Here is a 25,952-nt window from a genome sequence, read left to right as displayed (position 1 = left end):
AATTGTTATATTTTCAACACTGTTATTAAACATAGCCTAATTATAATACTATCAGTCCTTGTAGACATTTATATTTTAGGAATCATTGATTTGTTTCATCCACTGATTTATGGTGTTATATTTGTAGTAATAAACTATATTGTTTACTATTTTTGTTATAAAAAAGATAAAACCTGTAACGATAAAACTTAGTTAAATGAGCAGTTACAAGTACATAGAAGTTTTCTTATATTGATGCACTATCATTATCTAATGTAAATCATATTTAAGGAGAACTGGAGTAGGTCTTGCTCAAAGTGGTGTGGCTAAACTCCGTATAACAAAATGTTGCCGTTCGCCTTGGCTGGCGGGATATTTTTATATAACATTGTGTAAATTTATAACTTATAATCTATATATAGGTTTAAAGTTTTCCATCGCCAAGGCACATTCCCCTGCCCAAGTGCGGTCGCACTAGGGCTGGGAAACGTCGGCAACACGAAACGTTATACGTAACTTTTGAAAAAAGAGCGATAAGATAAAGGTTTTCAGATTTGTTGAGACGTGATTGTAAACTTATGTGTAACAAAAATTATTTATATAACAGAAACATAAATAGGAATTTGAGGCCGTGCGTTAAATTCTAAAGAAACATATAAGGGGGAAGAGAATGACTGGTAGTATTAAGAAAAAGTCAAAAATAGTAAAAAGAATATTCATAGGGCTGTCAATTGTACTCATAGCGGCAATCGTGGTGTTAGGTTTGATGTGGAATAGATATTTGAATAAAAACAGCCTCCTAAAAAAGTTTGAAACAACACAAAATCAAGAAGTTTATTTATTGGGAGCATTTCATGAAGATCATTTTAATAAATGGATTAACTATTCCATGGAAGATCTTTTGAGTGTCGCTCGGAATGTAAAGCCAGACGTTGTCTTTATTGAAGCACGAGAAAAGTATTTCAAAGACTATGGGGTGGTGGATGGGCCAATAGATATGACCGTTGTATATAGTTATTGCAAAGACAACGATATTGCAGTAGAAATGATAGATTGGTGGTTTGTGGATAATAGTTATAAATCAGGTACAACAAATGATAAGCGTGATGATATGATATTTGAAAATATTAATAATAAGTTGAATACAATTCCTGAGAATTTAAAAATATTGGTTATAAGCGGCGCAGGACATTTTTATGAACAAACAAAGCGTTTTTTAAATAATGGATTTGAACCGCAGGAGATTAAAAATAAGGCAACATATTTTGACGATCAGGACGTCGACTTTAAATACCCTGGCAGTGTAGAAGCTATTTGGAAGCAACATGCTTATTTTTATGCTTATACTTATCCAAATATTGTAGGACAAGATAAAACTTTGGATGAGGATATAAAGTCGGAATTTACAGAGGGCAACCATGATGCATTTTATAAGCAGCAGCTAGAATATTGCGATCTTTTTTCAAAAAATGAGTTGTACAAATAAGAAGGAAGATATATTTCAGATATTAATGTGTGAGTGTCTGTCATAATTGTTGCCAGGCGAAATTTTTGAGAGACCCGCCTTCTTTGTAATCAACTTTATTACGCAGTTGAACTAGGCTTCTCGGCGTCTTGAACACGAAACGTTATACGGAATTTAGAACAAAAAAAGTGATTGATCACAGGTTAGTGGAAATGGTCTTTTTAAGACGCTATTGTAAAAAAGGTGTCACAAAGAAAGGAGAAATGGAATTATGAAAAATAAGTCAAAGAGGTTAATTTATATTGACGAATATGTACAAATTAATGGTATTAATTAATATCTATTTCATTCTGGTACAAAGTATGATAATCCAGTAATGTTGTTTTTACATGGTGGTCCTGGTTGTGCTGAGTCAATATTTGCGCATGCTTTTCAAGAAAAATGGGAAGATATTTTTACAGTAGTTCATTGGGACCAAGGATAACTGCCAAAGTTTTAAAAACAAATTTAGGGTCTAATAAAGTAGTATTTTATTGAAAAAATATGAACTCGAAATAATTGAATATGAAATGGGGAGTGGAATTATATGATAAATAAAACAGGAAAGAAACAAGTGAATATTGGAAAGAGAATTTTTAAAGGCTTTAGGAATATTATAATTTTTTTTTTTACAGTAATCTTATTAATAAGTATATCAGGCTTGATATATGAAAGAATTGGGTTATATTCTGATAGCAAAAAATATAGTGTGCCAGGAAAAATTGTTAAAGTAAATGGTCATGATATGCATATCTATGCGGAAGGAAAAGGAAATTCAACAGTAGTTTTAGTATCAGGCTTCGGTACACCGAGTCCATATGCTGACTTTTATCCTTTATATAATGAGATATCAAAGTATACAAGGACTGTGGTTTATGAAAGACCAGGATATGGATATAGCGAAGTTGGTAATACAAATAGAGATATTGACACAATTACAAAGGAAATGCATGAATTACTTGAAAAATCAGGAGAAAAGGCTCCATATATACTTGTAGGTCATTCCCTGGGTTCATTGGAAATTATAAGATTTACCCAAATGTATAAAAATGAAGTTAAAGGAATTGTTATGATAGATGGGGGAAGTCCAGAATTTTATGCAAATGAAGAAATTAATCAAAACCCAATATCATCTATGAAACTAAAATCAGTTTTAAAAAATGAAGGAATAATGAGACTATTGTTTAAGTATTCAAAAAACTTTTATAATTCAGCATATTCAGCTCGGAATCAACTATCACTTTTGCCATTAGATTTAAAAAATGTTGATACCGCAATGTATTTAAAAACTATGACAAATAAGAACAAGACAGATGAATTAGCAAAGTTAAAATCAAATGCACTGATTGTAAAGAAGAATGGGAATTTAGGAGAAATACCTTTAAGAATATTAACATCTGGTGAAGAAGCAAAAGATAGTAAATGGAAAAAGAGTCAAGAAGATTTTATGTCCTGGTCAACAGATAGTAAGCAAAGAATTGTCAATGGCAGTCCTCATTATATACATCAATATGCACCTAATGAAGTAAATAACGATATAATAGAGGTTATAAATAAGTTAAATTGAGCAAAATGCAGTTAATTTTATAATAAATAAAATAAGAGGATTTGTTGTTATAAAAGAAAAAGTATCAAATGGACATACTATAGTATTTACAATGATGTTGGGGGTTGTATTAACCTTTCTAGTTGAGTTTGCAAGTTCAATTTCCTCAATACTTAAGTTTAGAAATATCGAAATTATAATTTGTTAATGGTAAACTAAAAGGGTAATATTTCGGCAAACTAAAAGGGAGAATAAATTCCAATTAAGTACAATGATACCTCCTTCGCTGATACAATTAGGGGTAGCGCTCGCAAAACGCGGAAAATATACGTTAAGACAGTTATTACCAAAAGAGCCTTTTATCAAAACATTAGGTAACACGGACTTTGTTGAATTATCAAAGAAAGTTACAGAACTAATAGGACATACTATATTGTAATACATTACAATTTGAGGATCATAGGCGTGAACTAGAGTATTGTATTATAATCTACTAATATACCTTTTGGCGGGATAGGCAAAAACTAAATTGATAATTGTAGTATAAGTATTGTGAAATATGATGATGGAGATAAAAAGATAACAGTAAAATGTATTAATGATATCGGACATTTAGATGATTTAATTTGAATTTGGACATATAAACTTCTAAAGTGTTGTGTCTAAGACTCCGTATAACAATGCACTCAAGTTCGCTTTGGCATTAAAAGACTGCCAAAGCACATTCCTTCACCAAGCCAAGTCTGGCTAGGCTTAGGAATGTCTTGAGTGCGAAACGTTATACGGAATTTAGAACAAAAAAGTGATTATTCATAAGTTAGTGGAGTTAATCTTATTGAGACGTAGTTATAAGAAGTTACGGCATAAGGACTATTTATATTTACTTTAGAAATATTTTAATAATATAGATATTTTAGAGGAAAGGAAGAGTTTACATGAAAGTTAGATGTTCGAATAAATAAGTAAATAAATACAGGAGATATAATATCCTGTAATATATGGAGGAAACTAAATTGAATAATATAGTTACAGAGAGGTTAATCATTAGAAAGTTTTATAAAACAGATTGGAAAGATTTATATGGATACTTATCAAATGAGACAGTAGTAAAATATGAACCGTATAATGTGTATACTGAAACAGAAGCTAAGAAAGAAGCAATAGATAGAGCAGAAAACGATTTTTTTTATGCAGTATGTTTAAAAGAGATGGGTAAACTCATAGGAAACTTGTATTTAGCTAAAGGGGATTTTGACACATGGGAAATAGGATATGTATTTAATCAAAATTATTGGGGAAAAGGTTATGCAACAGAAAGTGCAAAGGCATTGATGAATACAGCTTTTTCACAATTAGGTGCAAGACGTATTGTTGCAATGTGTAATCCTTTGAATGAACATTCGTGGAAACTATTAGAAAGGCTTGGTATGAGGCGTGAAGGAAATCTTATTAAAAATATATATTTTAAGAAAGATATTAATGGAGAACCGTTATGGGCAGATACTTATGAGTATGGAATTTTAAAGTCTGAATGGATGACAGGTAACTAATCTTCATTTATAGTTATGTAGCAACATTCATATACATAATAAATCTAAGGATAACGTGAGTATGTCTTGCTCAAAGTGTAGTGGCTAAACTCCGTATAACAAAATGTTGCCGTTCGCCTTGGCTGGTGGAATATTTTTTATAATAATTGTAGATGGTAAATATGTTTAATAAATTTTCAAGCACCGAATTAATATATACAAAGAAATTCACCGAAAGCCATGAAGATACTGAAATTATAAGGTTTTACGATAATAATTTACAGGACATGCATATGCACAATTTTACATTTATCAAAAACAGTGTTTGTAAATATAAATTTAGAAAGATAATTTTTGACGAATTAGAAAAAAGAAAGGATGAAAACGCAAATTTTTTAAGAATAGAGTTTAATTTTTCTGTTGACGATGATTTTATTAATAACTTGTCTGTAGTTCCTGAAGTAACCAAATATAATTACATGTATATTGAGCCCAAAATGAGTGGTTATTTAACAAAAAATAAAGGGTGTATAATAAAGAAAGCCTTATCAGAAAAACTATTGGAAGAGGGTATAGAAGTAGATATTTTAGCTAATGAATCGGCTATGGGTGCTGAATTTGCAAGGAAAAGAATATATAGGAAATCAGAAATATATAAGCAACTAAATTCAAATTTAAATTTATATATTTGTTATTATAAGGGTATAGCTATTGGAAACTGTGAATTTATGTTAAATAATGATATTGCTAAAATAGAGGATTTTGATATATTAAAAAACTATCAAAGAAAAGGGTTTGGCACTTCTGTATTAAAACACCTATTAGAGGAAGCAAAAGATAATTGTGTTGAACTTGTTTATCTTATAACTGATGGTGGAGATACTGCAAAAGAAATGTATGAAAAATGTGGTTTTAAAAAAGCAGGAGAAAAGACGGAACTATTCTTTGATTTAAGTTAATTTTAAACTTCAATGAGTCTGTACATCACATACAAAATGTTGCCATCAGCCTTGGCTTGAGAGTAATTTGAACAAGAAACGTTAGATGACATTTGGCATACCATAATGATACTTTTGAGTCCATTTAAGTGTTAGTATAAAACTGATGAAACTAACCATGATTGTGGAGATAAAAAGAGGCTTGGAAATTATTTTATGTTGTAATAATGAATTTACTAAAAGGAGAGACAAAATGGATGTATTAACAGATGATAAATATAGGAAAGAACAAAGCTATATTAATGGATATAAGATGTTTAGCAAAAATTACATAAATGGTTCTCCAACTGTTCTATTTGAAGCTGGGATGGGTGATGGCAGTGAAACATGGAACGATATTCAAAATAAAATATCGTTACTTACTTCAACTTTTTCTTATGATAGAGCAGGAATAGGTAAAAGTGATGCAGTTTTAATGTCTCGTACATGTCTTGAAATTGTACAAGATCTCCCTAAGCTTTTAGCAAAAGTCTCAGTTAAACCTCCTTTTGTCTTAGTAGGGCATTCTTTTGGGGGGTTAGTATCAAGATTGTTTGCGAGTATTTATCCCAATTTAATAGCAGGAATGATATTAGTAGATGCAGCTCCAGAATATAAAGAAATAGCTTATGAGAAAGTTTTACCTAGTCAATTAATAACTTTAAATAGAGAGTATTATAATAATCCTATGCTTAATGTTGAAAAAATTGATAAAGTGAAAAGCTATAAACAAATAGATACTTATAAGTGTGTATTTGACTTTCCATTGACTGTAATAATTCGTGGATTGCAAGAAAATTATGATAAAGACTGGCCTAATCAAGAAATTTTTGAAGTAGAGCAAAAACTTCAAGTGGATTTTAAAAATCTATCAACAAAAAGTAAAATTATCATAGCAAAACATAGCGGACATTATATTCAAAATGATGAACCGGAACTAATTGTTGAAGCAATTGTAGAAATGATTAATAAATATAGAAATTAAATGTCTGAATCATGTGCCAAACAGCATCTAACAAAATATCTCCGTTCGCTACGCACATTCCTTCGCTGGGTGCAAGCACAGCCAAGTGGGTATTTCTTTGGGGCACAGTTCAGGAACGTCGGAGATACGAGACGATATAGGTCATTTGGAACAAAAAAAGTGATTGATCATAAGTTATTTGGTTTGACATGATTGAGACGTAGTTGTAAAATAAGGAGAATTAAATGTGGCTATATAAAGCTTTGAATGGGTGTAGAGGTAGTATTCTACGATACTATATGATTTGCCTGCTGGAACATACTATCTTAGGTTGTGGGCTAAGACAGCAGGGAGTTATACTTATTTTGCAAGGCAGATTCCGACTAAGACGGCAAGCCTTGAAATCTGTATTAGCCTAAAGAAAGGACAATCTGTACAGCTTGGAACTGTTTTTAATAATTGCAAGAACAAAGATGTGAAATGGTCATCCTTAAATAAAGAGGTTTCGACTGTTTCTTCAAAAGGCGAAGTCAAAGCATTAAAAAAGGGAACGACAACCATAAAGGAATATAATTCATCGGGCTTAGTTTCAAAGATAAAGATTATAGTAGTGCAATAAAAGAAACAGAATATTACAAAGATTGAAGAAGAGAGCAATTAGGGTAGTTTTGCCTATCCCGCCAAAAAGGTATATTAAGGGCAAAATATATTATTAATATGAATTTTAGTTATTTTAAAAGTTACACAATGTATTTGTGTAATTTTAACCTTCCTTAATTAGCAAATCATAAATTGAATGTTACTTAATACTAATATTTGATAGTGATATGTAACATAATTTCTAATTTAGTTCTAACTCATAACCACCAATATGCTAATATACCTTTTTGGCGGATAAGGTAAAAACACCCTAAATTTGAATCGAGCTTTAGAATTGTATAAACCAGTTAGCAAAGTTAAAACCGGAATATTATACAGAGCAAAAAAATAAACTTAAAGTTAATAATAATTGGAATGATTATTTTAATACTGAACTTATTGTTAATGATTTAGAGTGCAATCATTATACAATAGTCAAAGATAATAATATTAAGTTTATCGCAAGCGATATTAATAAAAAATTATAGCATAACAGTTAGAGGTAAAATATTATTATGCAACCAGAAAATAAATATAATCAGAAAGATTAAAAAGATTGGGAATACCAAGTAATGGAACAAAATCACTATGTATAAAAAAATATATTTAATAGTAGGATAAATCGAAAGGATGGGAAGTATCAATGAGTGCAAATAAAATTTTAAAACTTGATGGAGAATTAGTGTATCTGAAGAAATTAGATGTAGAATATGCTGAGGAATATTGGAATATTGTTAATAATTGTAGTACAGAAGCAATTGTTTTCACAGGAACCCAACAAATATTTAACAAGTCTGATACAGAAAAATATTTAGAAGACATATCTCAAGATAGAAGCAGAATCGACTTTTTAATATTATCAAAAGAATCTAATAAAATACTAGGCGAAGTTGTTATTAATGATATTTATAGAAATAACAGAAGTGCCAATTTAAGAATCGTGATAAATAAAAAAGAAGATTTTAATAAAGGATATGGGAGCGAAGCAATAATTTTAGCATTGATTTATGGATTTGGAATGATTAATTTGCATAGAGTTGAATTAGAAGCATTTTCTTTTAATACAAGAGCAATTCATGTATATGAAAAGATTGGCTTTAAAAAGGAAGGGATTCGAAGAGACGGATGGTTTTTTAATAATAAGTATTATGATATGGTTACAATGGGCATATTGGAAGAAGAATTTAGAGAAAAAAATTATTGTAGTCTAAATCTGATAGAAGAATTTGAAGGTTAGATGAAATCAAAAAATTAATGCCTATGGATATCAGCAAAATAAAATTAATAGAGGGTATTGGAAATATCAAAGAAGTTAAAATAATAGATATCACCTTTAGTATACCAGGGTATTAAAGATAGTGCCAGTCGAGGAACATCTCGGCTGGCTTTTTGAATTAGTACATGTATATTTAAAAACGAAAGCAGTCATTAAAAACATTACATACCACATTGACAAATCTAACAAACTTAACACAATGGAATAAAATGGAGAGGTAATTATAGAAAAGAACTTGTAGGACATTGCCGTGCGACAAGAAGTCGCTAATTAGTAGTGTTTCGTGAGAAACTGAGTTAGTTACTAAACGTATCCCCACTCGAAACTGCATTCCAAGTAATTGGATTGTGGGTTGCATGAAAGTTAAATACCTAATGTCGTTGCTTTACGCAGAAGCTATGCTGGGTTAGGGGGAAAGTGGAAAGTATAAACGAAAGTTGAACCTTTGTAATCTTCGTCATTTACGACAGGCGCTGAGTCTTCCCCGTTAAACAGTCCATAATGTATTGATGATTAAGATTATCAAAGCAACCCTTGAAATCACCTTCGAATACCCATTGTCTTGTACTCCTTGACGATAGCTTAGTGAATAGGTTGACAATGGCTGCTTTTGTATTTGGTTTTATTTAGATCTAATCCTATTGAAGAACAATACGAATTAACAGAAAAATTAATAGTCCAAATCCAATAATACTAAATATAAGGAGTGAAGACAGAATATGCATAATCTTATAGTTGCTTTCCCGTTATATAATTTTTTGAAATACTGTAATTCTAGTTTTTCGGAGAAAATCATTCTAGATTGTGGGGCTGGTGGCTCTAACCCGCCACTTTCATTGTTTCATGAGTTTGGATATAAGACTTATGGGATTGAAGTATGTGAACAACAACTGCAAAAGGCAAATGTATTCTGTGCTCATCATAATACAGACTTAAATATTATACAGGGTGATATGAAAGAAACCCCTTTTGATAATGAGTTTTTCAGTTTTTTATTTTCTTACAATACATCTGTTCATATGAAAAAAGAGGATTTTTCACTTGCTTTATCAGAGTTTTATCGCGTATTAAAACATGAAGGGTTATGTTATGTAAATTTCTTAAGTGAAGAATGTGATTCATATGGGAAAGGTATGCAGGTGGGTAAAGGAGAGTTTATACAAATTGAAGATAATCAAGAAGTGTTTTATTGCCATTATAAGGAAGATGAAATTGAACAATGTTTTAGTCAATTTGAAATTATCTATAAGGAGAAAAGAATAATTAAAAGAAAAATAGATGATGAAGCATATACCACTGCATATTTTGATTACATATTAATGAAAAAATAATGCTGATTATCATTAGCGATATTAATAGTGTGAATTAAATTAAAGGACGCGAGAGTAAGATTTGCTTAAAGTTTAGTGGTATCCTTACACTTTTAGTTTTTAGGTGATTCTAATATAAGGGTAAGTTGTACTGGTACGAAAAAAATCACAAGTTAGTATAAACAAATATTATTTTTAAAATGGGAGTGTGTTTATTAATGGAAATTAAAGATTTGATTTATGAAAATTTTAATGGTTGTATTTCTGTCAGAAAGAACGGAAATATAATTTTTCAAAATGCCTATGGATATTCGGATTTGCCAAATAAAATAAAGAATGAACTTGACACAAAGTTTGCAACTGCCTCTGCTGGAAAAGTTTTTGTTGCAGTTGGCATCTTGCAACTGATTGAACGAGGAAAATTGAATTTCAATGATTGTATTTGTGATATTTTGGATTTCGACTTAAAAAATATTGATCCAACAATTACAATTAGACAATTATTAAATCATACATCTGGTATACCCGATTATTTTGATGAAAGTATAATGGAAGATTATGACGAACTATGGATTGATTATCCGAATTATAAGATAAGAACATCAGAAGATTTACTTCCTCTGTTTATTGATAAGCCAATGATGTACCCCGCTGGCGAAAGATTTCAATATAATAATACTGGTTTTGTTGTTTTAGGGTTAATAATAGAAAAAACAGTAGGTATTCCATTTGATGAATATCTTAAAGAATTTATTTTTGAACCCTGTAATATGTTGAATACAGGATACTACGAACTTGACAGGCTTCCTTCTAAATGTGCTAATTCGTATATATTTGATAATAATCGCAAGGAATTTTACACTAATATCTATAGTGTTGACGTGAAAGGAACTGGTGCAGGTGGCGCTTTTACAACTGTTTTTGATGTTGAGTTTTTTTGGGATTGTTTATTAAATGGCAAGTTGATTTCAAATGAAATGTTAGATAAGATGTTAAGTGTGCAAAATTCGGAATTTTATGGCTATGGTATTTGGCTTGATAAGGTGAATGATGGTAAATATTTTCCTCATTTTGAGGGTTGTGACCCTGGTGTAAGTTTTATCTCATCTTATAATACAGAAGAGAATATTAGCATAACCCTGGTAAGCAATTTCCAAGATGATGTTTGGAAACTAAGACAAGGGATTCAAAATCAACTTAAGGATTGAGATTTCTACTTGATAATAAACCGTAGTGTCTAATTTTAGTAAAAGGAACATTCCTTCACCAAGCGCGTCGCGCTAAGGTTAAGGAATGTCGGCAACAGGTCACGTTAGCTGAAAGGAGATATTCATGATATTTTAGTTACATTTCTAAAAAAAAGGTAGTTTGTATTTTTAAATTAATACAGATTAAGACCTTTTATATACTAGCAGTGTCCGAGAAAATGAAAAATTGAAGTAACTTGTTGTTTCAATTTGTTTAAAATAATATATTAAACTAGATATGAATTGGAGGATAATAATGAATGATTATACAATAATAAGTAATTATATGGATAATGAAAAATATAGACTAAGCTTTAATAAATTATCAATGGATATTTTTGAATCTAATCCTGAGCAATGGTACGAAAAAAATCTTTACTATAATAAATGTATTTTTTACTCCTATATATATGATGACAAAGTGGTTTCAAATATATCTGTAAATATGATGGATTTAATTGTAGATGGACATAAGAAAACAGCATTGCAACTATCGGGTATAATGACACATCCTGACCATAGAAACAAAGGTCTATCAGCATCACTAATCAATTATATTATAGAGAAGTATGAAAATGAATACGATATTATTTATCTTTTTGCTGAAGATAGTGTTTTAAACTTTTATACAAAATTTGGAATTAATCAAATTATTGAAGATTCCTATAAATTAGATGCTAATCTGATAAATAGAACAGAAACCATGATAAAAAAACTTAAAACCGATGATGAAAATGATTGTAACACTATTTTAAGAATTATAGAAAATAGACAACCTGTATCTAAAAAACTTGGGGTATATGATGATCTTTGGCCTCTACATATTTTTTGTATGTATGTATATACCGATGATATGTACTATTTAGAAGATGAAGATACTATAGTAATTGCAAATAGAGAAGATGGGTGCCTTCATATATATGATGTAATAAGTCTAACATCTATTAATATAGATAGTATTATTGAAAAAATTGTATCCAGTGATGATGAAAAAATAGAATTTCATTTTATACCTGAAAGCAATAAATATAATATACTTAAAGTTTCAAAAGAAAGACCAGATGATTGGTTGTTTGTACGGTCTAATAATACTACATTTAAAGAAATATTGTTTCCATTGACTTCTCAAATGTAAGGTAGATACAATTATAGGGTTTTTAACATTAAGTAAAAAAATAGAATTTAGAATCGCAATAGTAGATTACTAGGTAATAGGAATTTAAGGAGTGTTAATAAAATGATAAAAAGAGAATTAGTATCAGGGATAGTACAATATATGTTTGAACCATTGAATGGGAGTCATTTTGGAAACTGTATAACAGCTTTGATTGATAGTAATAAGGTTCTTTTGATAGATACTGGATATAAGGAGCAAGCACTACTAGTATTTGAGGATCTAAAAAGCAATGGATTATATATTGAAAAAATAATCATTTCTCATTTTCATGATGATCATATGCAAGGATTAAAAGTATTACCAAAGACAACGGTATATGGTAGTAAAGAGTATAAAAGTACATTAGATCTGTGGACAGAAATGGAGGAACATAAGTATTTTATTCCAACAACTTTAATTGAAGAACAAGTTTCAGTTGATTTTGGTAAACATCATCTTATCTTGATTCCTTTTCCAGGGCACTCATTATGTACCGTTATTACAAAAATAGATGATCAGTATATACATATTGCCGATGAACTAATGTTTTCAATTGATGGCAAACCTCTATTACCATCAACAGATCCAAATTGTATAAAAAGGCATATCGAATCCTTAAAGAAATTAAAGGAATATAGTTCTTATACTTTGTTGCCAAGTCATGGATCAAAAATTAGAGGTAAGGAAAAAATAGAAAAGGAAATTGATAATAGAATTGCATATTTTAATGCAATAGTTAGCAGTAATAAAAAAATTTCTTATGAAGAGGCTATAAAAGAATGTGATTGTGAATTTTTAGACAGTGAAGGGCATGAACATGTTTATGATTAAGATTTAATAAAGTACCATGAAAATTAAGGATATGATAATCAGATAAGATTTGAAGTTAAAAATAAAAACAAAAATTTTAATTGAGAAAATAATAAACAAATTAGTAGTTTTAAGGAGATGGTTAATAATGGACTTAACATGGAATTTAGATACACTTTATACCTCATTTAAATCAGAAAAGTTTAAAGGTGATGTGGAGCTACTTAATCAGAATATAGCAAATTTAAATGATTGGGCTACAAAAAAAATGAAAGATACGAATAACGCTGCTTCTAAAATCCAAGAGTTTTTGAAGCTTTATAATAAATATAAAAGTTTATATTGTTGTTTATATAGTTATGCTGAGTTAACTTCATGTTCAGATAGCTCAAATATAGAAGCAATGAACGTTTTAGATGATATTGAGTATAAGAACTCATTGGTTACAGATTCCTATGTAAAGTTTAACAACTGGCTTAATTCTTTAAACAATATAGATGAGTTAATAGATACCTCACCAACACTTATTGAACACCGTTTTTATCTTAAAGAGTTACTTTTGCAGTCAAAGTATTTATTGAGTGAAAATGAAGAATCATTAATCGCAAAAATGCAGAGTACGGGCTCCAAAGCATGGCAAAGACTCTATATGGAGCTCATCTCTACAATATTAGTAGATATAGACATTGAAGGTAAACCAAAGGAAATATCACTTTCAGAGCTCAGAAATATGGCATATGAAAAAAATGAATCTTTAAGGAAAACAGCTTATTATGCAGAAGCTGATGCATACAAAAGCATATCGAAAGCATCAGCAGCGTGTTTAAATGGAATTAGTGGAGAAGCACTTACTATTTATGATATGAGAGGATATAAATCTCCTTTGGAAAAAGTCCTCATGGGTTCAAGGATGGATTATGAAACTTTAAATGCTATGTTTTCTTCTATAAAAGAAAGCCTGCCCATGTTTCATAAATATTATCGTAAAAAGGCAGAAATTTTAGGGCACAAAGTTAAACTTCCCTTCTATGATATATTTGCACCGATGGGTGATGCTAGTACAAAAATATCATATTTAGATGCCAGTGATTTAATTGTATCAAGCTTTAAAACTTTTAGTCAAGAACTTGCGAATTTTGCAAAGAAAGTCTTTGACAGTAGATGGATTGATGCTGAGCCAAGAACTGGTAAATGTAATTATGGACTAGCTGTTGATATTTTTCCAATAAAAGAAAGTAGAATTATCGCTAATTTTAATGGAAATTTTAGTGATGTTGTTGTACTGGCTCATGAAATTGGACATGCTTATCATAGCTATTGTCTTAGAAATGAAAAGATGTTAAACACGGACTATCCTACACCTATTGCAGAAACAGCTTCAATATTTTGTGAAACCATAGTGAATAACGCATTACTTAATATTGTACCACTAAATGAAGGCTTCTCAATTTTAGAAAAAAGTATTTCAGATGCGGGTTATTATATTGTTGATTTTTATGCTAGGTATATATTTGAAAATAAATTATTTGAGAGAAGAAAATTAGGTCAATTATCTGTTGAGGAGTTAAATGAATTAATGCTTAATTGTATGGAAGAAGCCTATGGTGATAGTATTGATTTTGAGACCATTCATCCATATATGTGGATGGATAAAATTGGATATTTTATGACTGATAATGAATTCTTAAATTTCCCATATTCATTTGGAGTTTTATTTTCTAAGGGTCTTTATGCTGAATATATTAAAAATGGAGAAGCTTTTGTATCTCAATATAATAATTTTTTGAGTGCTACAAGTAAAAATAATATTGTTGATAGTGCAAAGATAATTGATATAGATGTTCACTCAATAGATTTTTGGAAGAATGCATTGAATCTTATTCAAAAGGACATCGATGCGTTTATTAGTAGAGTATAAATAATAGTCTATTATGATTCACATTGGCAGTAATTAAATTATATGCAAAAAAGAGAGGCTCTCCCAGTTTAATAGTAGAAAAGACTATATAGAAGGTATGCATGCAAAATCTAAATATACATTCATAGCACATTATTGGCTTGTTAAAGGAATGCTAAATTGTAAAAAATGGAATTTTGTTTCTGATGATGAAGATAATTCTATCATAGACTCTATAATGAGGATATTTATACAGTCTATAAATGATAAAAAAGCTCATCATTTTGTTTGTAAATTAGACTGTAATTTAAGTAAAAAAGAGGCTTGCGTTCTATATATGGAGTCATCAAAGAAACTTAAAAGACGGGTTATATATAATGGTAAAAATGGACTTTCATCCTTTAACATTCAGAAGGAAATGATAGCGGAGGAACTCACTTATCACAATCTTTTATAATTATATTATAAAAGATGGACAGAGTTACCCCAATTGAAATTGCCGATTACTTAACAAGAGTAAATAGCCATTCAAATAATGCTTTAATGAAGGGATTGGTAATTGGTTTAATGAAACTTAGCTTTTTTAACTATAATCAATTATAATCATATAATTGGAATAGATAAGGAATTATTTATTTAATAAAATTATTAAAGATAAAAAAGGGGGAATACATATGAAAGGAAAAAAGAAATTAACTAAGGTACTAATAATTATTATTAGTATTTTTGTGGCATTTTTTCTCGTTAGATTTATTATTTGCCAAGTAACATTAAGAAACTCAACGAACAGGAACGAAATAAGTGAGTTACAGCAAGTCAAACTTGATAATAAAATGCAAACTGTACTTTTGGAAGGCGTAACAAAAGACCTGCCTATTATGATTACAGTTCATGGAGGTCCAGGCTCTCCGATTCCTTTTAATGTTGGTTGTAGAGGTATATTCCCAGAACTAACGAGCAAATATATTATGGTGTATTGGGACCAATATGGTTGTGCAAAAAATTATGAAAAACTTAATTATGACGTTACTATTGATAGTTATGAGAATATGTTGTCAGATTTAGTATTGGAAATGAAAAAACAATTTCCTAATAAAAAAATATATCTTTTCGGAATGTCTTGGGGTACTGTATTGACCTGTAAGGTTGCCAATAGGTTGCCCAATGATATAAATGGAGTTATTGCATATGGTCAGATTATTAGAGATGTGGCAAAAGATAAAGATACTTATAATCAACTGGTTCAATGTAATTTAACAGTAGATGAACGTAAAGTATTAAAACACGTTATGGAATCAGATAATTGTGATATGAAATCACGTCTTGAAGTCTACGCATTAATAAGCAAATATACAAATGGGTTCTTTTATAAGGATAAAGATGAAAGTAATTCTCGTTTCTATAAAATAATACTTAAAACATTTTTTAGTCCAGATTATAGCCTTAAAAATGCTTACGGAACAATCGTAGATGGTAACCAAAATGTTCAAACAAATTCAAATGTTTTAGAAGAAATGTTTAATATTAATTTAACAAAAGAGTTATTACAACTAAAGGTCCCATATCTAATTTTGCAAGGAAAGGATGATATAGTAGCCTCAACTTCTATAGCAAAACAGGTAGTTAAAAATTCAAATAATCCCAATTTAAAGATAAAGGTGTTTGAAAAATCAGGACATATTCCCACTAATAACTGTTTTGAGAAAGTTATTTCATCAATAATTGATTTTAAATCAAAATAATATATAAATAGATGCTAAAAGGTATGATAAATTGTTAATTTATTATACCTTTTTTGTTGTATAAATCATTGTTGAAAATGATGTTATTTATAGGATTGCACCTCTAAAGTAAACCCGTTAGGAAATTACAAAGCCATTTTTTAATATAAAACTACTTTCATATCCTTTAAAAACAATATACATGGATAAAACTAGAGTACAAAATGCAATCATTGAAACTCTAATATATAAGTTGCTTTTATCTTTCTCAGGCATAAGTGATAATATTGCGGCGCCTATTAGAAATCCTATTGCAGTAGAAGCTCCGATATAAGAGTATTGAATAGTACTAGTCTTAATAATTTGATTGAAAATATATGGTAAAAATACTGCGAATAGAGGTACTGTTATAAAATTTATTAATGTATAAATCCACATCATAATATAAAGGCCTTTTTTGTTTTAATAAGATTATAGGTTTCTATAAGTTCTTTAATAAAATGCTTTTTAGCATTAATTTTCAAAAGAGATTTTTGTAACCTCGTTATACTGAAAAAGGTTTAAATCATGAACTTAATGATATAGGAAATACTTATGTGGAAATTAATCTTACAAAACAGCATTTGTGGTTTTATAAGAATGGTAAACTTATTACAGACGGAGATGTTATTACTGGTTTGCCAACCAAAGATAGTGAAACACCAACAGGCATTTATCAACTAAAATATAAAGCAAAAAATGCAACATTAAAGGGAGAGGGTTATAGTGTTCCTGTAGCCGTTTTTATGCCTTTTAATGCTGGAATTGGAATACATGGCTTAGGTAATAGACCTTTATTTGGCGGAAGTGTATATTTGAAGAATGGTTCCCAGGGTTGTATAAATTGTCCATCTAGTTTAGTAAAAACTATATATAATAATATTGATGCTGGTACTCCTGTTGTTTGTTATTAGAAGTGATTAAACAGAAACTAAAAGAAATAACCATATCTGGAGCTCAGATAGTTATTTCTTTTGGTTCAATATAACCTTTTATTATGTTGAATGATCTATTATTCTTATTTAAATATCTTAAATATAGGGGTATAGGTAGTCTGGTAATAACTCATTGATTATTTATAAGCCATTGGATGATTCACCCAATAGGGAAGCCATAGGAAGAGATATAGTAAGAATTCAATTAAATTTAACCGCAAATTTAACAATAAAATTTATATAAAAATAAGTGTACCAGAAAACTATTAAAATTGGTTACACAATTTTTGAAGCTAGAGAATATATCAACTCATTCATTTCGGAAGTACTTTGCCACTCAGATATATATCAATAATAACTATAATGTGGCTTTGGTCAGAGAACTACTTCAACATTCAGATTTAAAAACTACACAAAAATATATTAATCTTCGTACAGAAGATATAGAAAAGGCTTTAAATAATCATATACAGTTATTATAGAGGTTAAATAAAAAAATTTCTTCTTTTTTATTATTAATTGAATATAAAAAAAATATGTATTACAATATAAACATAGGTATTACAACATGTTTACACGTATTTAAACATGTTACAATTTAAAATATATTAGAGGGGTGATAATTTATGGAAGATATAAAAGAAAATAAGAACGTAGTTACCAGTTATAGATTAGCGCAAGACACAAAAGATCAGTTACAGCAACAATTAAAGGACTTAGGTATGACACAGGAACAATATTTTAACAAGGTAGTTTCTATAATGGAAGTAGAGAATGTGAAGCAAAATAGTTTTTTAAGTAAAGATACAACTATGATACAAAGTAATTTAGATGCAATATTGAACGCATTTATAAGTATTGCAGATTGGGTGTTTTTGCCCATCCCCCCGAAAAGGTGGAATAGGCAAATTACTAATCAGGTAATACCTGGAACTGAGCCAATTTCTGAATGATTACATCCATGTTGATAGGCTCAGGGTTTTTATTAAACTCATATCGACCATAGAGATTAATATGCTGCCATGCAACTGGGGAAATATGTTTTAACACATCTAAATCTTGACCATTACTTTCTCTGTAGTCTAACATATTAGATAATATACTGGCATTATAATAAATGATGCAATTTGCTAATAGACGACTGCATTCACCCCATATTTGTTGTTCCTGTTCTGTTTTGAAGCGCAATTTTCCGAAATTTGCATGAGATACAGCTCTGCGCAATTTGTGATAACTCTCGCCCCTATTTAGTGCACGTTGTACATTTTTACGTAGGGTCAAAGAATCAATATAATCAAGAAAATATAAGCTTTTAAGGATATTATCGTACTCCCATAAAGCGCTTTTAGTTTTGTTTTTACGTGCATAAGCACTGAGCTTTCCAATTATAATACTCTGCGTTGTTGATTTAAGAGCAAGTGACAATATTATACGCTGAATATTCTCCCACTCTTCCACAATTAAATTAGTATTAATTTTTCTTACAGGTTTTATCAATATATCGCCGTAATGACTTGGTTGATTAAATCCATAAAAAGATTTACTTACTTTATTGTAAATGTCTTTATAACGAGGTGCAAAACGATAGTCAAAAAAGTGTAGAATAGCAAAATTAACTTCATTGGCTCCATGTGTATCAGTAGAATGAATATCAGTCTGGATATCGCTTGTATTGTTATATAAAATATCAAAGACATAATGGCTTTCATGCTCATTTGCACCAATGATTTTAGCATTAACTGGGACATGATTAGCTACCAATGTGTAAGATACAATTCCTTTTTTAAGCCCAAAATATTTAGGCGAGTGGCGAGAATTAATGGTGTTAATATTAGTTTCAAATTTTTGTCCATCACTACTTGAATGGATGACTTCATCAATATCATAGTGTCTAAATATTGGTAGCTTAGCAGTAGCGTTACTTACACGATCATTTGCCTCTTTAAGAGTTTCTAATCTAATAAAGCTATCAGATGTAGTAGAGAGCAGCGAAAAACTAATATCCGAAATTTCACCCATCCTACCTAGTCCCATGTTGGTGCCCCAAGCAGTGAGACACGCAACAATAACTTGATCTTCCTTGGCCTGCTTGGCATAACGTCCTAAAACATGTTCAAATGCATCAATAAACTGACAATGCTGATTAACATAATGCAAAACACTCCCAATATCAATCTGCTTCAATGCACCAAAAAATGAATGATTGGTAGATTCGGGGTCGCTTACATACGGAAGTGTCCAATGGTTATTTAATCCACGTTTTTTTATTTTAAGATGTTCATTATCTCCTGATGCGATTCGTTGATTTACCTCTATAATACGAGTTTCTAATTTATCCTCAAGTTCCACTAAATGATTGAGTATAGGTTTGTTAAGAATGCTTAAACCAGCCTCAGCTATCAACTTTTCTTTCTGCTGCCATTGACGGTCATCTAACAGATCATCCTCAAAGCTTCGAAACCTAGCACTATCTGAGCAAAAAATATCCCCAGCCTCCAAACTATTTCTTAAGAGACGATAGACTAAAAATTCATAGCGATCCACTATTAAAACTTTTTGACCATTGTTGTCTTGTTTATACATATACTGTGTTATTCCATCAGGTATAAATGGGGTATGGAAACGATTCGTGTAAAAAACCATAGTATGAGTAAAAATTTTACATATACCATGGTTTTTTAACATAAATAAAATGTTTTAGCCTATACGATTAAGAGAAGTTTATATTAATAAACTAAGTTTTCTTAAACATCTATATCAAATTTTAATTCTGGTATTTCTAAATTCTTATCAATACTGTACTTTCCAAATCTATTAATGTGACTAGTCATATACGGAGCTAACGAAGATACAATATCTTTATTTATATCATAACCTTCAGATGAAAGACCATGTAGAATCTCCGACATATGGTAAACGTTATAAAATATAATAGTATTAGCAACTAAATGATTATACTTTATCCTTTTTCGTTGGTCTTCTCGGTTATTCGACCTAATGACGCCATCACTACCAAAATTTATCCACTTCGTAAATCCGTTAAATGATTCATTCTTATTTGAGGTTTCTTGAATAATTCTTCTTGAATCAATATCTGATATATATTTTAAAAGGAATCCAGTTCTTACAGCTTTTCCAAGCTCACTAAATGCTTGATATAACTTGTTTTTTCTGCTGTAACTTCCAAGCTTACGCAGTATAGTAGAAGGAGTTATTCTTCCCATTTTTATTGAAAGAGCAACCCTTAGCATATCAGGAAGATATGTTTTAATTAGTTCCCAATCAATGTTATCTGTAAAAAGTTCGTCAATATGCTCATAAGTATTTGCTTTATCAGATTTATAAAACTTTAAATGTTTCCAATTACGTATACGTGGCATGAGTTCTATTCCTAGTAAAAAAGATAAGCCAAAGATAGTTTCATTTTGACCTTGAGTATCCGCATGAATAATATGAGGCTTTATATCCACCTTCTCATTCATAAGCAAATCTAGAATATACACTCCCTCCCACACTCCACAAGGGATAAACTTACTAAAAAGAGCTATATACAAATCTGATATGTGATAATAGCCAATAGCACCATTCACTCCATATCTTATATGTCTTTCTGATAAGATATTTCGTTCAAATATCTCCCATATCGTTCCGTCAGCAGCCACCCTTTCTCCTGTTCCCCAGTATTTTAAAATGTTGAATTTTTTATATAGATTAATGATATGATTTGTTGCGTCATCTATCTTATCACTACTTATATGCCATTGATTTATGTACGAAACTTGCTTTCTCGTAATGGTATCCAGAGAATTTGCTGTTTGAGAAGGCCCTAAATTGCACCCATAGCAAAATGCTGTTGTTAAATATCTTTCAACTGGATCGTCTAACTTGGAATCATATCCAGATAATGGTCCGAAGAATTTTGTCCAGTTATACCATTGCTGGGAGGTATATAAAATATCAAGAATGCTAACCTGTTTCATTTTGTCTGCCAGTAAAGATTTTATTAGCTTTAAATCTTTTGGTTCCTCTTTCTTTTTTAAGGGAGTTAGAATTGGTTCACCCTTTTGTATCCTCAAATATTGATTAGAAGGAAAAGATGTATCAGCGCTATTAGCTGCATCACTTAATAATGTTTTAACATGCTGAGCAAAGGCTACGCTTGTAACTGGAATGCCTACCTGCTCACCATAAGTCTTAATTTCTTGATCGTATTCTTCTAGATTTATAAGCTGCTCCCTGTAATCTGAATATTTATCACTTCCCTTAATACACAAATCACCAGACTTTAAATCCTGCATAATTTCATAAAAGGCACATACTTCAAAACGCCTTCGATTTAAATCTTCATTATCATTTACTTTACCAGTATGGCCTGTAAGTAATTTTGTCCATTTTTCTGAAATCCAGGATAAGTCTATATCCTTAAATTCTTCCTTGGGTATCTTTTCTAAACGAGCTGATTTTCTATTTTTCCTGATAATAGTTATTACGTCCTCCATTGTTTTATCTTGTGTTGTAGAATATAGCTCTACATTATCCAAAACTTTAAAAAGAGTTACTCTGCACTTTCCTTTTATGCAGTCCCATGCAAATGGGAAATAATTATCTCCAGCATATGTATTATGGATTTCACATTTATTTATAATTTCATCTGGGTTTACTGTGTTTTGTGTCTTTAAAGCTTCAGCTATTGCGTCAAAGCGCTCTTCTTTGTTCCCTTCTGTTTTATATGCAATCATAATATCTTTTAAAGTGGTTATTAAATTACAAGCTGTCTTTGAATGAGCCAGCTTGTATTCAATTTGTTTATCACGTGCTTTATTTTGTCGTGACTTAACTAATTTAACAAACATTTCGCCAATGTCATCAAGAATATTAGCATATTTTTGGGTAATAAAAGTAACTGCAAGAGTGTACCTTTTATGTTCCTCAAGCTCTTTCATTTTCGAGGCATTTAATGCTTCAGAAGCATTTACAAAGTGCTTCAGTTTTACATCTGGTATAGTTGAAAGGATATGTTCCTTAATATTAAAAGCTTTAATACTTTCAAAAACCTCAAGAATTTGCGAAAGATTGTCGGGGTTAAGTTTACCAGGATCTTCTTTTAAAACATTCCATCCAGTGTTTGTGTCTGCTTGATTATTACTAAAAAGTTTATCAATTAGCTGTTTTGTTTCATCACTGATATTTTCAGAAACATGCTTGTAATAAGCGGTGTATACCGTATGTCTAACTTTTCTAGATAGTCTAATTAGTGTACTAAATGCTGGCAACTCAAACCTTTGATGTATAAGTTCGTCTATTACAATATTTATAATATCTGCATCATTATCTTTAGTTTTAGATGCATCAGCTGCTACTTTTATAGCAATATGTATAGCTTCTTTGCCATAGGGTTTGATATTTAAGAACTTGCGAATAAACTCAAGGTGCTTTAACCTGGTTAATGATTTATCATATTTTTCAAATTCAAATTCCACATGATTTATTCCTACAGTATTTACAATATGGTTAATAATTGCTTGAGGTACCTCAACGATATTAGTAGGATATCCTAAACGCTGATAGGCTTTTAACATAATTAAAAACTGCAACCTATTTTTCTGATTTCGCGTTACTTCATTTGCGTACAATATTTCTTCGAATGTAGGAGTATACACATTTTTTAAATCATTTTCAGTTATAATGCTTTTGAATCTTGGATAAGCTGTTTCATTTATTCCTGCCAAATTTCGCACCTTCCTATATCTTTTTTAAATAAATAATATCATAATCTGTCTATATAATATACTTTATGTAGACAGATTAGGTTAAAAACGATACTATATTAATAAGATTCACAGGTATATCCTACTTAAAACTGTCTATATAAATATTGAGGTGACCAAAATGCTTAATGAATATATCAATTGTCTTAAATCATCAACTAAAGAATATAGTAAATGCACTCTGAAAGCTTATGGACCAAATATATCTAAGTTTCTTCAATGGTTAAAAGAACGCTATAATGAAAATGATTCTTATGCCATTACTACGTTGGACATTAGAGAGTATCAAGGTTATTTGATAAATATCAAGAAATATGCTCCTGCTGGTGTACAGCAACGGATAATGTCAATACTTTCGTATTGTAGATTTTTATATGCTAAAAAATATTTAAAGATAGATATTACTGAAAATTTTAAATTAATCCAAGTTCAAAGCAAGGACACTGCTCCATCAGCACCATCCACAAATGAAATAAATAGATTTAAACGGGAGATTTATAAAAAGAATAATCTTCGTGACATTGCAATAATTGAAATGTTTTTAAATACGGGCATACGTGCTAGTGAATTGATAAATCTTGAAATACAGGATATTTTAATTTTTGAACGTAAAGGAATGGTTCATGTTAGGCAAGGAAAAAGAAAAAAATTCCGTGATATCCCTCTAAACCAGGATGTACGTGAATCTTTGAATGCTTACATAAAAGAAGTTAATCCTCAAAACAAGTTATGGATTGGTCAAAGAGGGGTTCTTACCCAAGATGGGATTAATAAAATGATTAAGCGATATGCTAAAAAAGTTAACTTAGAGACTAAGATTTATCCTCATGCCTTTCGACACTATTTTGCAACAAGACTACTTAGACATAAAAAAATTGATATCGCCATAGTATCAAAGTTGCTGGGACACTTTAATCTGAATACGACGCAAATATATGTTAAGCCAACATTTGAAGATTTATCTGATGCTTTGGATAACCTTAATATTTAGTAGCTAAACCATTAAATTTACATTTTCTTACTCCTACTATAGTTTTTTACACGAATCGTTTCCGTACCCCATATTAATATGCTAACATACCTTTTCGGGGGGGGGGATAGGCAAAAACAACCAATATAGTTTATAATTATGTTGTAGGGGTATTTTAATATTTCTTATAGCTTTAATAAAATTTTAACTGATCAAAGGAGGAAAAAATGAAAAATGAAAATAGGTAAATTCACTAAGCAAAATAATATAACTATTGATGCAGTGAGATACTACATAGAATTGGGGCTAATAATACCTGAAAAAAGTGGAGGACAGTATGACTTTGATGAAAGATGCAAAAGTGATCTTGAAAAAACAATTAAACTTAAAGGCCAAGGGTTTACCTTAAATGAAATTAAAGCAATATTTGTACTTAAGAGGATTGGTAAGCTTACCACATATCAAGAGAATGAATATTATAGGGACATTTATTGTAACAAGAAAATTGAACTTTCCAGTAAAATTGAAGAATTGGAAAGGTTTAGATATAAATTAGAAGAAACGATAGAGGATCTATCTAAAATAAAATGTATGGATAATTTTAAAATTGGTATAGATATTGAAGCTTTAAAACTATTCAGCTGTCTGAAATGTGGAAAAGAGTTGATACTTTCTGATGGAATTATTACAAATAATCAGGTGATGGAAGGCAATCTTAAATGTACTTGTGGTGAAGATTATAAAATTGAAGATGGAATTTTACTAGTTGGAAGCGTACAATCTAAAACTAATTTAAGCGCACAATCTGAAACTAATTTAGATATAGTAGATTATGTTAATTCAACTGATTCAGAATACCTAGATAATATTTACTCTGGGCTTGAGTATATGAATAAAAAAATACAATTTGAGGAATTAAATAATAAAATTATATTGGAGATAGGTTCTGGTGTAGGTTTCTTTCTAAGGAGTATATATACTGATTTACCGGATGATTGCTTATATATTGCAGTAGATTATGATTTGAATAGGCATAAATTTTTAAAGTCAATGCTTCAAAAATCTGAGCATAACAAAAGGGTGATATTTTTATGTTGCGATTTTTTAAAAATGCCATTAAAAGATAATTTAGTTGATGTTTTGATAGATTTTACTGGTACAAGTAATTATTCATTCCAACATGAAGAGTTTTTGCTAAATTTAATTGATAAGTCTTTAAAAAGAAAGTTGACTATGATTGCTGCATATATTACATTCAATAAGTTTAGCATTGACAGCAGTATTATAGAAAAAGTAAGGAAAAATTTTATTTTAAAAAGTATAAAAAATAATATTTTAAATTTACAATACAATATAATCGATGAAAAAACATCTAAATCAATATCTAAGGGCGGTAAATATGAAGATTATTTTAAGTGCAATGAACGAATTTCTACATATATTGTATATGCAAAAAGGTAGCCTTTACACCATGTTTTATTTAAAAAAATGAAAAATTAAGTAAATTAAGCTATTGACGTGGTGTAAAGCCCCTTATCTAAAATATAGATAGGGGGTGTTTTCTAGTGCGCCCAGCATGGGCGTGCACTAATCGGTGAAAGTCCGTAATGGAGGCTGATAGTGCCAACCATTTAGCTTAAGACAAGGGTGTCCATTGTGAGGTGGAATCTGAAGGAAGTCGGCGG

General features: G+C 30.0%; 21 protein-coding genes and 1 pseudogene. 19 read left to right on the top strand and 3 right to left on the bottom strand.

The features are described from left to right. Window positions 1-649 precede the first annotated feature (649 nt). From CLVI_RS13330 to CLVI_RS13255, 14 genes are all read left to right on the top strand, one after another. Window positions 650-1,465 carry a hypothetical protein gene (locus CLVI_RS13330; RefSeq protein WP_106060618.1) on the top strand — a complete coding sequence of 272 codons (816 nt, stop codon included), beginning with the start codon at window positions 650-652 and terminating at the stop codon, window positions 1,463-1,465. A 565-nt stretch (window positions 1,466-2,030) separates the two neighbouring features. Further along, window positions 2,031-3,050, top strand: a complete 1,020-nt coding sequence (locus CLVI_RS13320) for an alpha/beta fold hydrolase (protein ID WP_106060617.1) — start codon at window positions 2,031-2,033, stop codon at window positions 3,048-3,050. Window positions 3,051-4,042: 992 nt separating this feature from the next. Continuing rightward, window positions 4,043-4,579 carry a GNAT family N-acetyltransferase gene (locus tag CLVI_RS13310; protein ID WP_207655387.1) on the top strand — a complete coding sequence of 179 codons (537 nt, stop codon included), beginning with the start codon at window positions 4,043-4,045 and terminating at the stop codon, window positions 4,577-4,579. A 161-nt stretch (window positions 4,580-4,740) separates the two neighbouring features. After that, entirely contained in the window at window positions 4,741-5,517 is a 777-nt protein-coding gene (locus tag CLVI_RS13305; RefSeq protein WP_170065678.1) for a GNAT family N-acetyltransferase, read from the top strand. Between the two features lie 232 nt (window positions 5,518-5,749). After that, window positions 5,750-6,520 carry an alpha/beta fold hydrolase gene (locus CLVI_RS13300; protein ID WP_207655386.1) on the top strand — a complete coding sequence of 257 codons (771 nt, stop codon included), beginning with the start codon at window positions 5,750-5,752 and terminating at the stop codon, window positions 6,518-6,520. Window positions 6,521-6,803: 283 nt separating this feature from the next. Next, a complete protein-coding gene (locus tag CLVI_RS13295; protein WP_207655385.1) occupies window positions 6,804-7,118 on the top strand; it encodes an Ig-like domain-containing protein in 315 nt (104 codons plus the stop codon). 663 nt (window positions 7,119-7,781) lie between these two features. Continuing rightward, complete coding sequence (locus tag CLVI_RS13290) at window positions 7,782-8,375, top strand: GNAT family N-acetyltransferase (RefSeq protein ID WP_106060612.1); 594 nt, start codon at window positions 7,782-7,784, stop codon at window positions 8,373-8,375. Window positions 8,376-9,133: 758 nt separating this feature from the next. Further along, window positions 9,134-9,745, top strand: a complete 612-nt coding sequence (locus CLVI_RS13285) for a class I SAM-dependent methyltransferase (RefSeq protein WP_106060611.1) — start codon at window positions 9,134-9,136, stop codon at window positions 9,743-9,745. 197 nt (window positions 9,746-9,942) lie between these two features. Then, window positions 9,943-10,932, top strand: coding sequence for a serine hydrolase domain-containing protein (locus CLVI_RS13280; RefSeq protein ID WP_106060610.1), 990 nt, complete (start codon window positions 9,943-9,945; stop codon window positions 10,930-10,932). A 295-nt stretch (window positions 10,933-11,227) separates the two neighbouring features. Next, window positions 11,228-12,106 carry a GNAT family N-acetyltransferase gene (locus CLVI_RS13275; RefSeq protein ID WP_170065677.1) on the top strand — a complete coding sequence of 293 codons (879 nt, stop codon included), beginning with the start codon at window positions 11,228-11,230 and terminating at the stop codon, window positions 12,104-12,106. A 102-nt stretch (window positions 12,107-12,208) separates the two neighbouring features. Further along, a complete protein-coding gene (locus CLVI_RS13270; RefSeq protein ID WP_106060608.1) occupies window positions 12,209-12,958 on the top strand; it encodes an MBL fold metallo-hydrolase in 750 nt (249 codons plus the stop codon). 127 nt (window positions 12,959-13,085) lie between these two features. Continuing rightward, complete coding sequence (locus CLVI_RS13265; protein WP_106060607.1) at window positions 13,086-14,855, top strand: M3 family oligoendopeptidase; 1,770 nt, start codon at window positions 13,086-13,088, stop codon at window positions 14,853-14,855. 97 nt (window positions 14,856-14,952) lie between these two features. Further along, the gene (locus CLVI_RS13260; RefSeq protein WP_106060606.1) at window positions 14,953-15,291 is read left to right on the top strand and encodes a hypothetical protein; all 339 of its coding nucleotides are present in this window, start codon (window positions 14,953-14,955) and stop codon (window positions 15,289-15,291) included. A 217-nt stretch (window positions 15,292-15,508) separates the two neighbouring features. Then, window positions 15,509-16,576, top strand: a complete 1,068-nt coding sequence (locus CLVI_RS13255) for an alpha/beta fold hydrolase (RefSeq protein WP_106060605.1) — start codon at window positions 15,509-15,511, stop codon at window positions 16,574-16,576. Between the two features lie 117 nt (window positions 16,577-16,693). Here the strand turns inward: CLVI_RS13255 and CLVI_RS13250 are convergent, their stop codons facing one another. Next, a complete protein-coding gene (locus CLVI_RS13250) occupies window positions 16,694-16,996 on the bottom strand; it encodes an MFS transporter (RefSeq protein ID WP_106060604.1) in 303 nt (100 codons plus the stop codon). Between the two features lie 155 nt (window positions 16,997-17,151). Here CLVI_RS13250 and CLVI_RS13245 point away from each other — a divergent pair, with 155 nt between their 5' ends. From CLVI_RS13245 to CLVI_RS13235, 3 genes and pseudogenes are all read left to right on the top strand, one after another. Then, window positions 17,152-17,508, top strand: coding sequence for a L,D-transpeptidase (locus CLVI_RS13245; protein ID WP_242980692.1), 357 nt, complete (start codon window positions 17,152-17,154; stop codon window positions 17,506-17,508). A gap of 287 nt (window positions 17,509-17,795) precedes the next feature. Beyond that, a pseudogene (locus CLVI_RS18080) lies at window positions 17,796-18,011 on the top strand (tyrosine-type recombinase/integrase); the annotation flags it as partial. Window positions 18,012-18,155: 144 nt separating this feature from the next. Next, on the top strand, window positions 18,156-18,482 hold the full coding sequence (locus tag CLVI_RS13235) for a hypothetical protein (RefSeq protein WP_106060601.1): 327 nt from the start codon (window positions 18,156-18,158) through the stop codon (window positions 18,480-18,482). Here the strand turns inward: CLVI_RS13235 and CLVI_RS13230 are convergent. After that, complete coding sequence (locus CLVI_RS13230; protein ID WP_207655384.1) at window positions 18,442-20,214, bottom strand: Tn3 family transposase; 1,773 nt, start codon at window positions 20,212-20,214, stop codon at window positions 18,442-18,444. The genes CLVI_RS13235 and CLVI_RS13230 overlap by 41 nt on opposite strands. Window positions 20,215-20,273: 59 nt before the next feature. Continuing rightward, a complete protein-coding gene (locus tag CLVI_RS13225; protein ID WP_170065675.1) occupies window positions 20,274-23,258 on the bottom strand; it encodes a Tn3 family transposase in 2,985 nt (994 codons plus the stop codon). Window positions 23,259-23,418: 160 nt separating this feature from the next. Between CLVI_RS13225 and CLVI_RS13220 the strand changes: the two genes are divergently transcribed. Further along, window positions 23,419-24,288: a tyrosine-type recombinase/integrase gene (locus tag CLVI_RS13220; RefSeq protein WP_106060599.1), complete on the top strand. Its 870-nt coding sequence runs from the start codon at window positions 23,419-23,421 to the stop codon at window positions 24,286-24,288. 213 nt (window positions 24,289-24,501) lie between these two features. Next, window positions 24,502-25,728 (top strand): MerR family transcriptional regulator, encoded by a 1,227-nt coding sequence (locus CLVI_RS13215; RefSeq protein ID WP_106060598.1) that lies wholly within the window; start codon window positions 24,502-24,504, stop codon window positions 25,726-25,728. Window positions 25,729-25,952: the final 224 nt, after the last annotated feature.

Source organism: Clostridium vincentii, from assembly GCF_002995745.1.
Classification (GTDB): domain Bacteria; phylum Bacillota; class Clostridia; order Clostridiales; family Clostridiaceae; genus Clostridium; species Clostridium vincentii.
Note: the sequence above shows the minus strand (reverse complement) of the source record. Positions and strands in the feature narration are given on the sequence as shown.

Excerpts from the sequence above, each read along its gene's own strand:
- CLVI_RS13220 (WP_106060599.1), top strand. The coding sequence starts at position 23,419 with ATGCTTAATGAATATATCAATTGTCTTAAATCATCAACTAAAGAATAT.
- CLVI_RS13235 (WP_106060601.1), top strand. The coding sequence starts at position 18,156 with ATGGAAGATATAAAAGAAAATAAGAACGTAGTTACCAGTTATAGATTA.
- CLVI_RS13250 (WP_106060604.1), bottom strand. The coding sequence starts at position 16,996 with ATGATGTGGATTTATACATTAATAAATTTTATAACAGTACCTCTATTC.
- CLVI_RS13270 (WP_106060608.1), top strand. The coding sequence starts at position 12,209 with ATGATAAAAAGAGAATTAGTATCAGGGATAGTACAATATATGTTTGAA.
- CLVI_RS13280 (WP_106060610.1), top strand. The coding sequence starts at position 9,943 with ATGGAAATTAAAGATTTGATTTATGAAAATTTTAATGGTTGTATTTCT.
- CLVI_RS13215 (WP_106060598.1), top strand. The coding sequence starts at position 24,502 with ATGAAAATAGGTAAATTCACTAAGCAAAATAATATAACTATTGATGCA.
- CLVI_RS13290 (WP_106060612.1), top strand. The coding sequence starts at position 7,782 with ATGAGTGCAAATAAAATTTTAAAACTTGATGGAGAATTAGTGTATCTG.
- CLVI_RS13265 (WP_106060607.1), top strand. The coding sequence starts at position 13,086 with ATGGACTTAACATGGAATTTAGATACACTTTATACCTCATTTAAATCA.
- CLVI_RS13230 (WP_207655384.1), bottom strand. The coding sequence starts at position 20,214 with ATGTTAAAAAACCATGGTATATGTAAAATTTTTACTCATACTATGGTT.
- CLVI_RS13255 (WP_106060605.1), top strand. The coding sequence starts at position 15,509 with ATGAAAGGAAAAAAGAAATTAACTAAGGTACTAATAATTATTATTAGT.
- CLVI_RS13260 (WP_106060606.1), top strand. The coding sequence starts at position 14,953 with ATGCATGCAAAATCTAAATATACATTCATAGCACATTATTGGCTTGTT.
- CLVI_RS13275 (WP_170065677.1), top strand. The coding sequence starts at position 11,228 with ATGAATGATTATACAATAATAAGTAATTATATGGATAATGAAAAATAT.
- CLVI_RS13285 (WP_106060611.1), top strand. The coding sequence starts at position 9,134 with ATGCATAATCTTATAGTTGCTTTCCCGTTATATAATTTTTTGAAATAC.
- CLVI_RS13300 (WP_207655386.1), top strand. The coding sequence starts at position 5,750 with ATGGATGTATTAACAGATGATAAATATAGGAAAGAACAAAGCTATATT.
- CLVI_RS13330 (WP_106060618.1), top strand. The coding sequence starts at position 650 with ATGACTGGTAGTATTAAGAAAAAGTCAAAAATAGTAAAAAGAATATTC.
- CLVI_RS13305 (WP_170065678.1), top strand. The coding sequence starts at position 4,741 with ATGTTTAATAAATTTTCAAGCACCGAATTAATATATACAAAGAAATTC.
- CLVI_RS13320 (WP_106060617.1), top strand. The coding sequence starts at position 2,031 with ATGATAAATAAAACAGGAAAGAAACAAGTGAATATTGGAAAGAGAATT.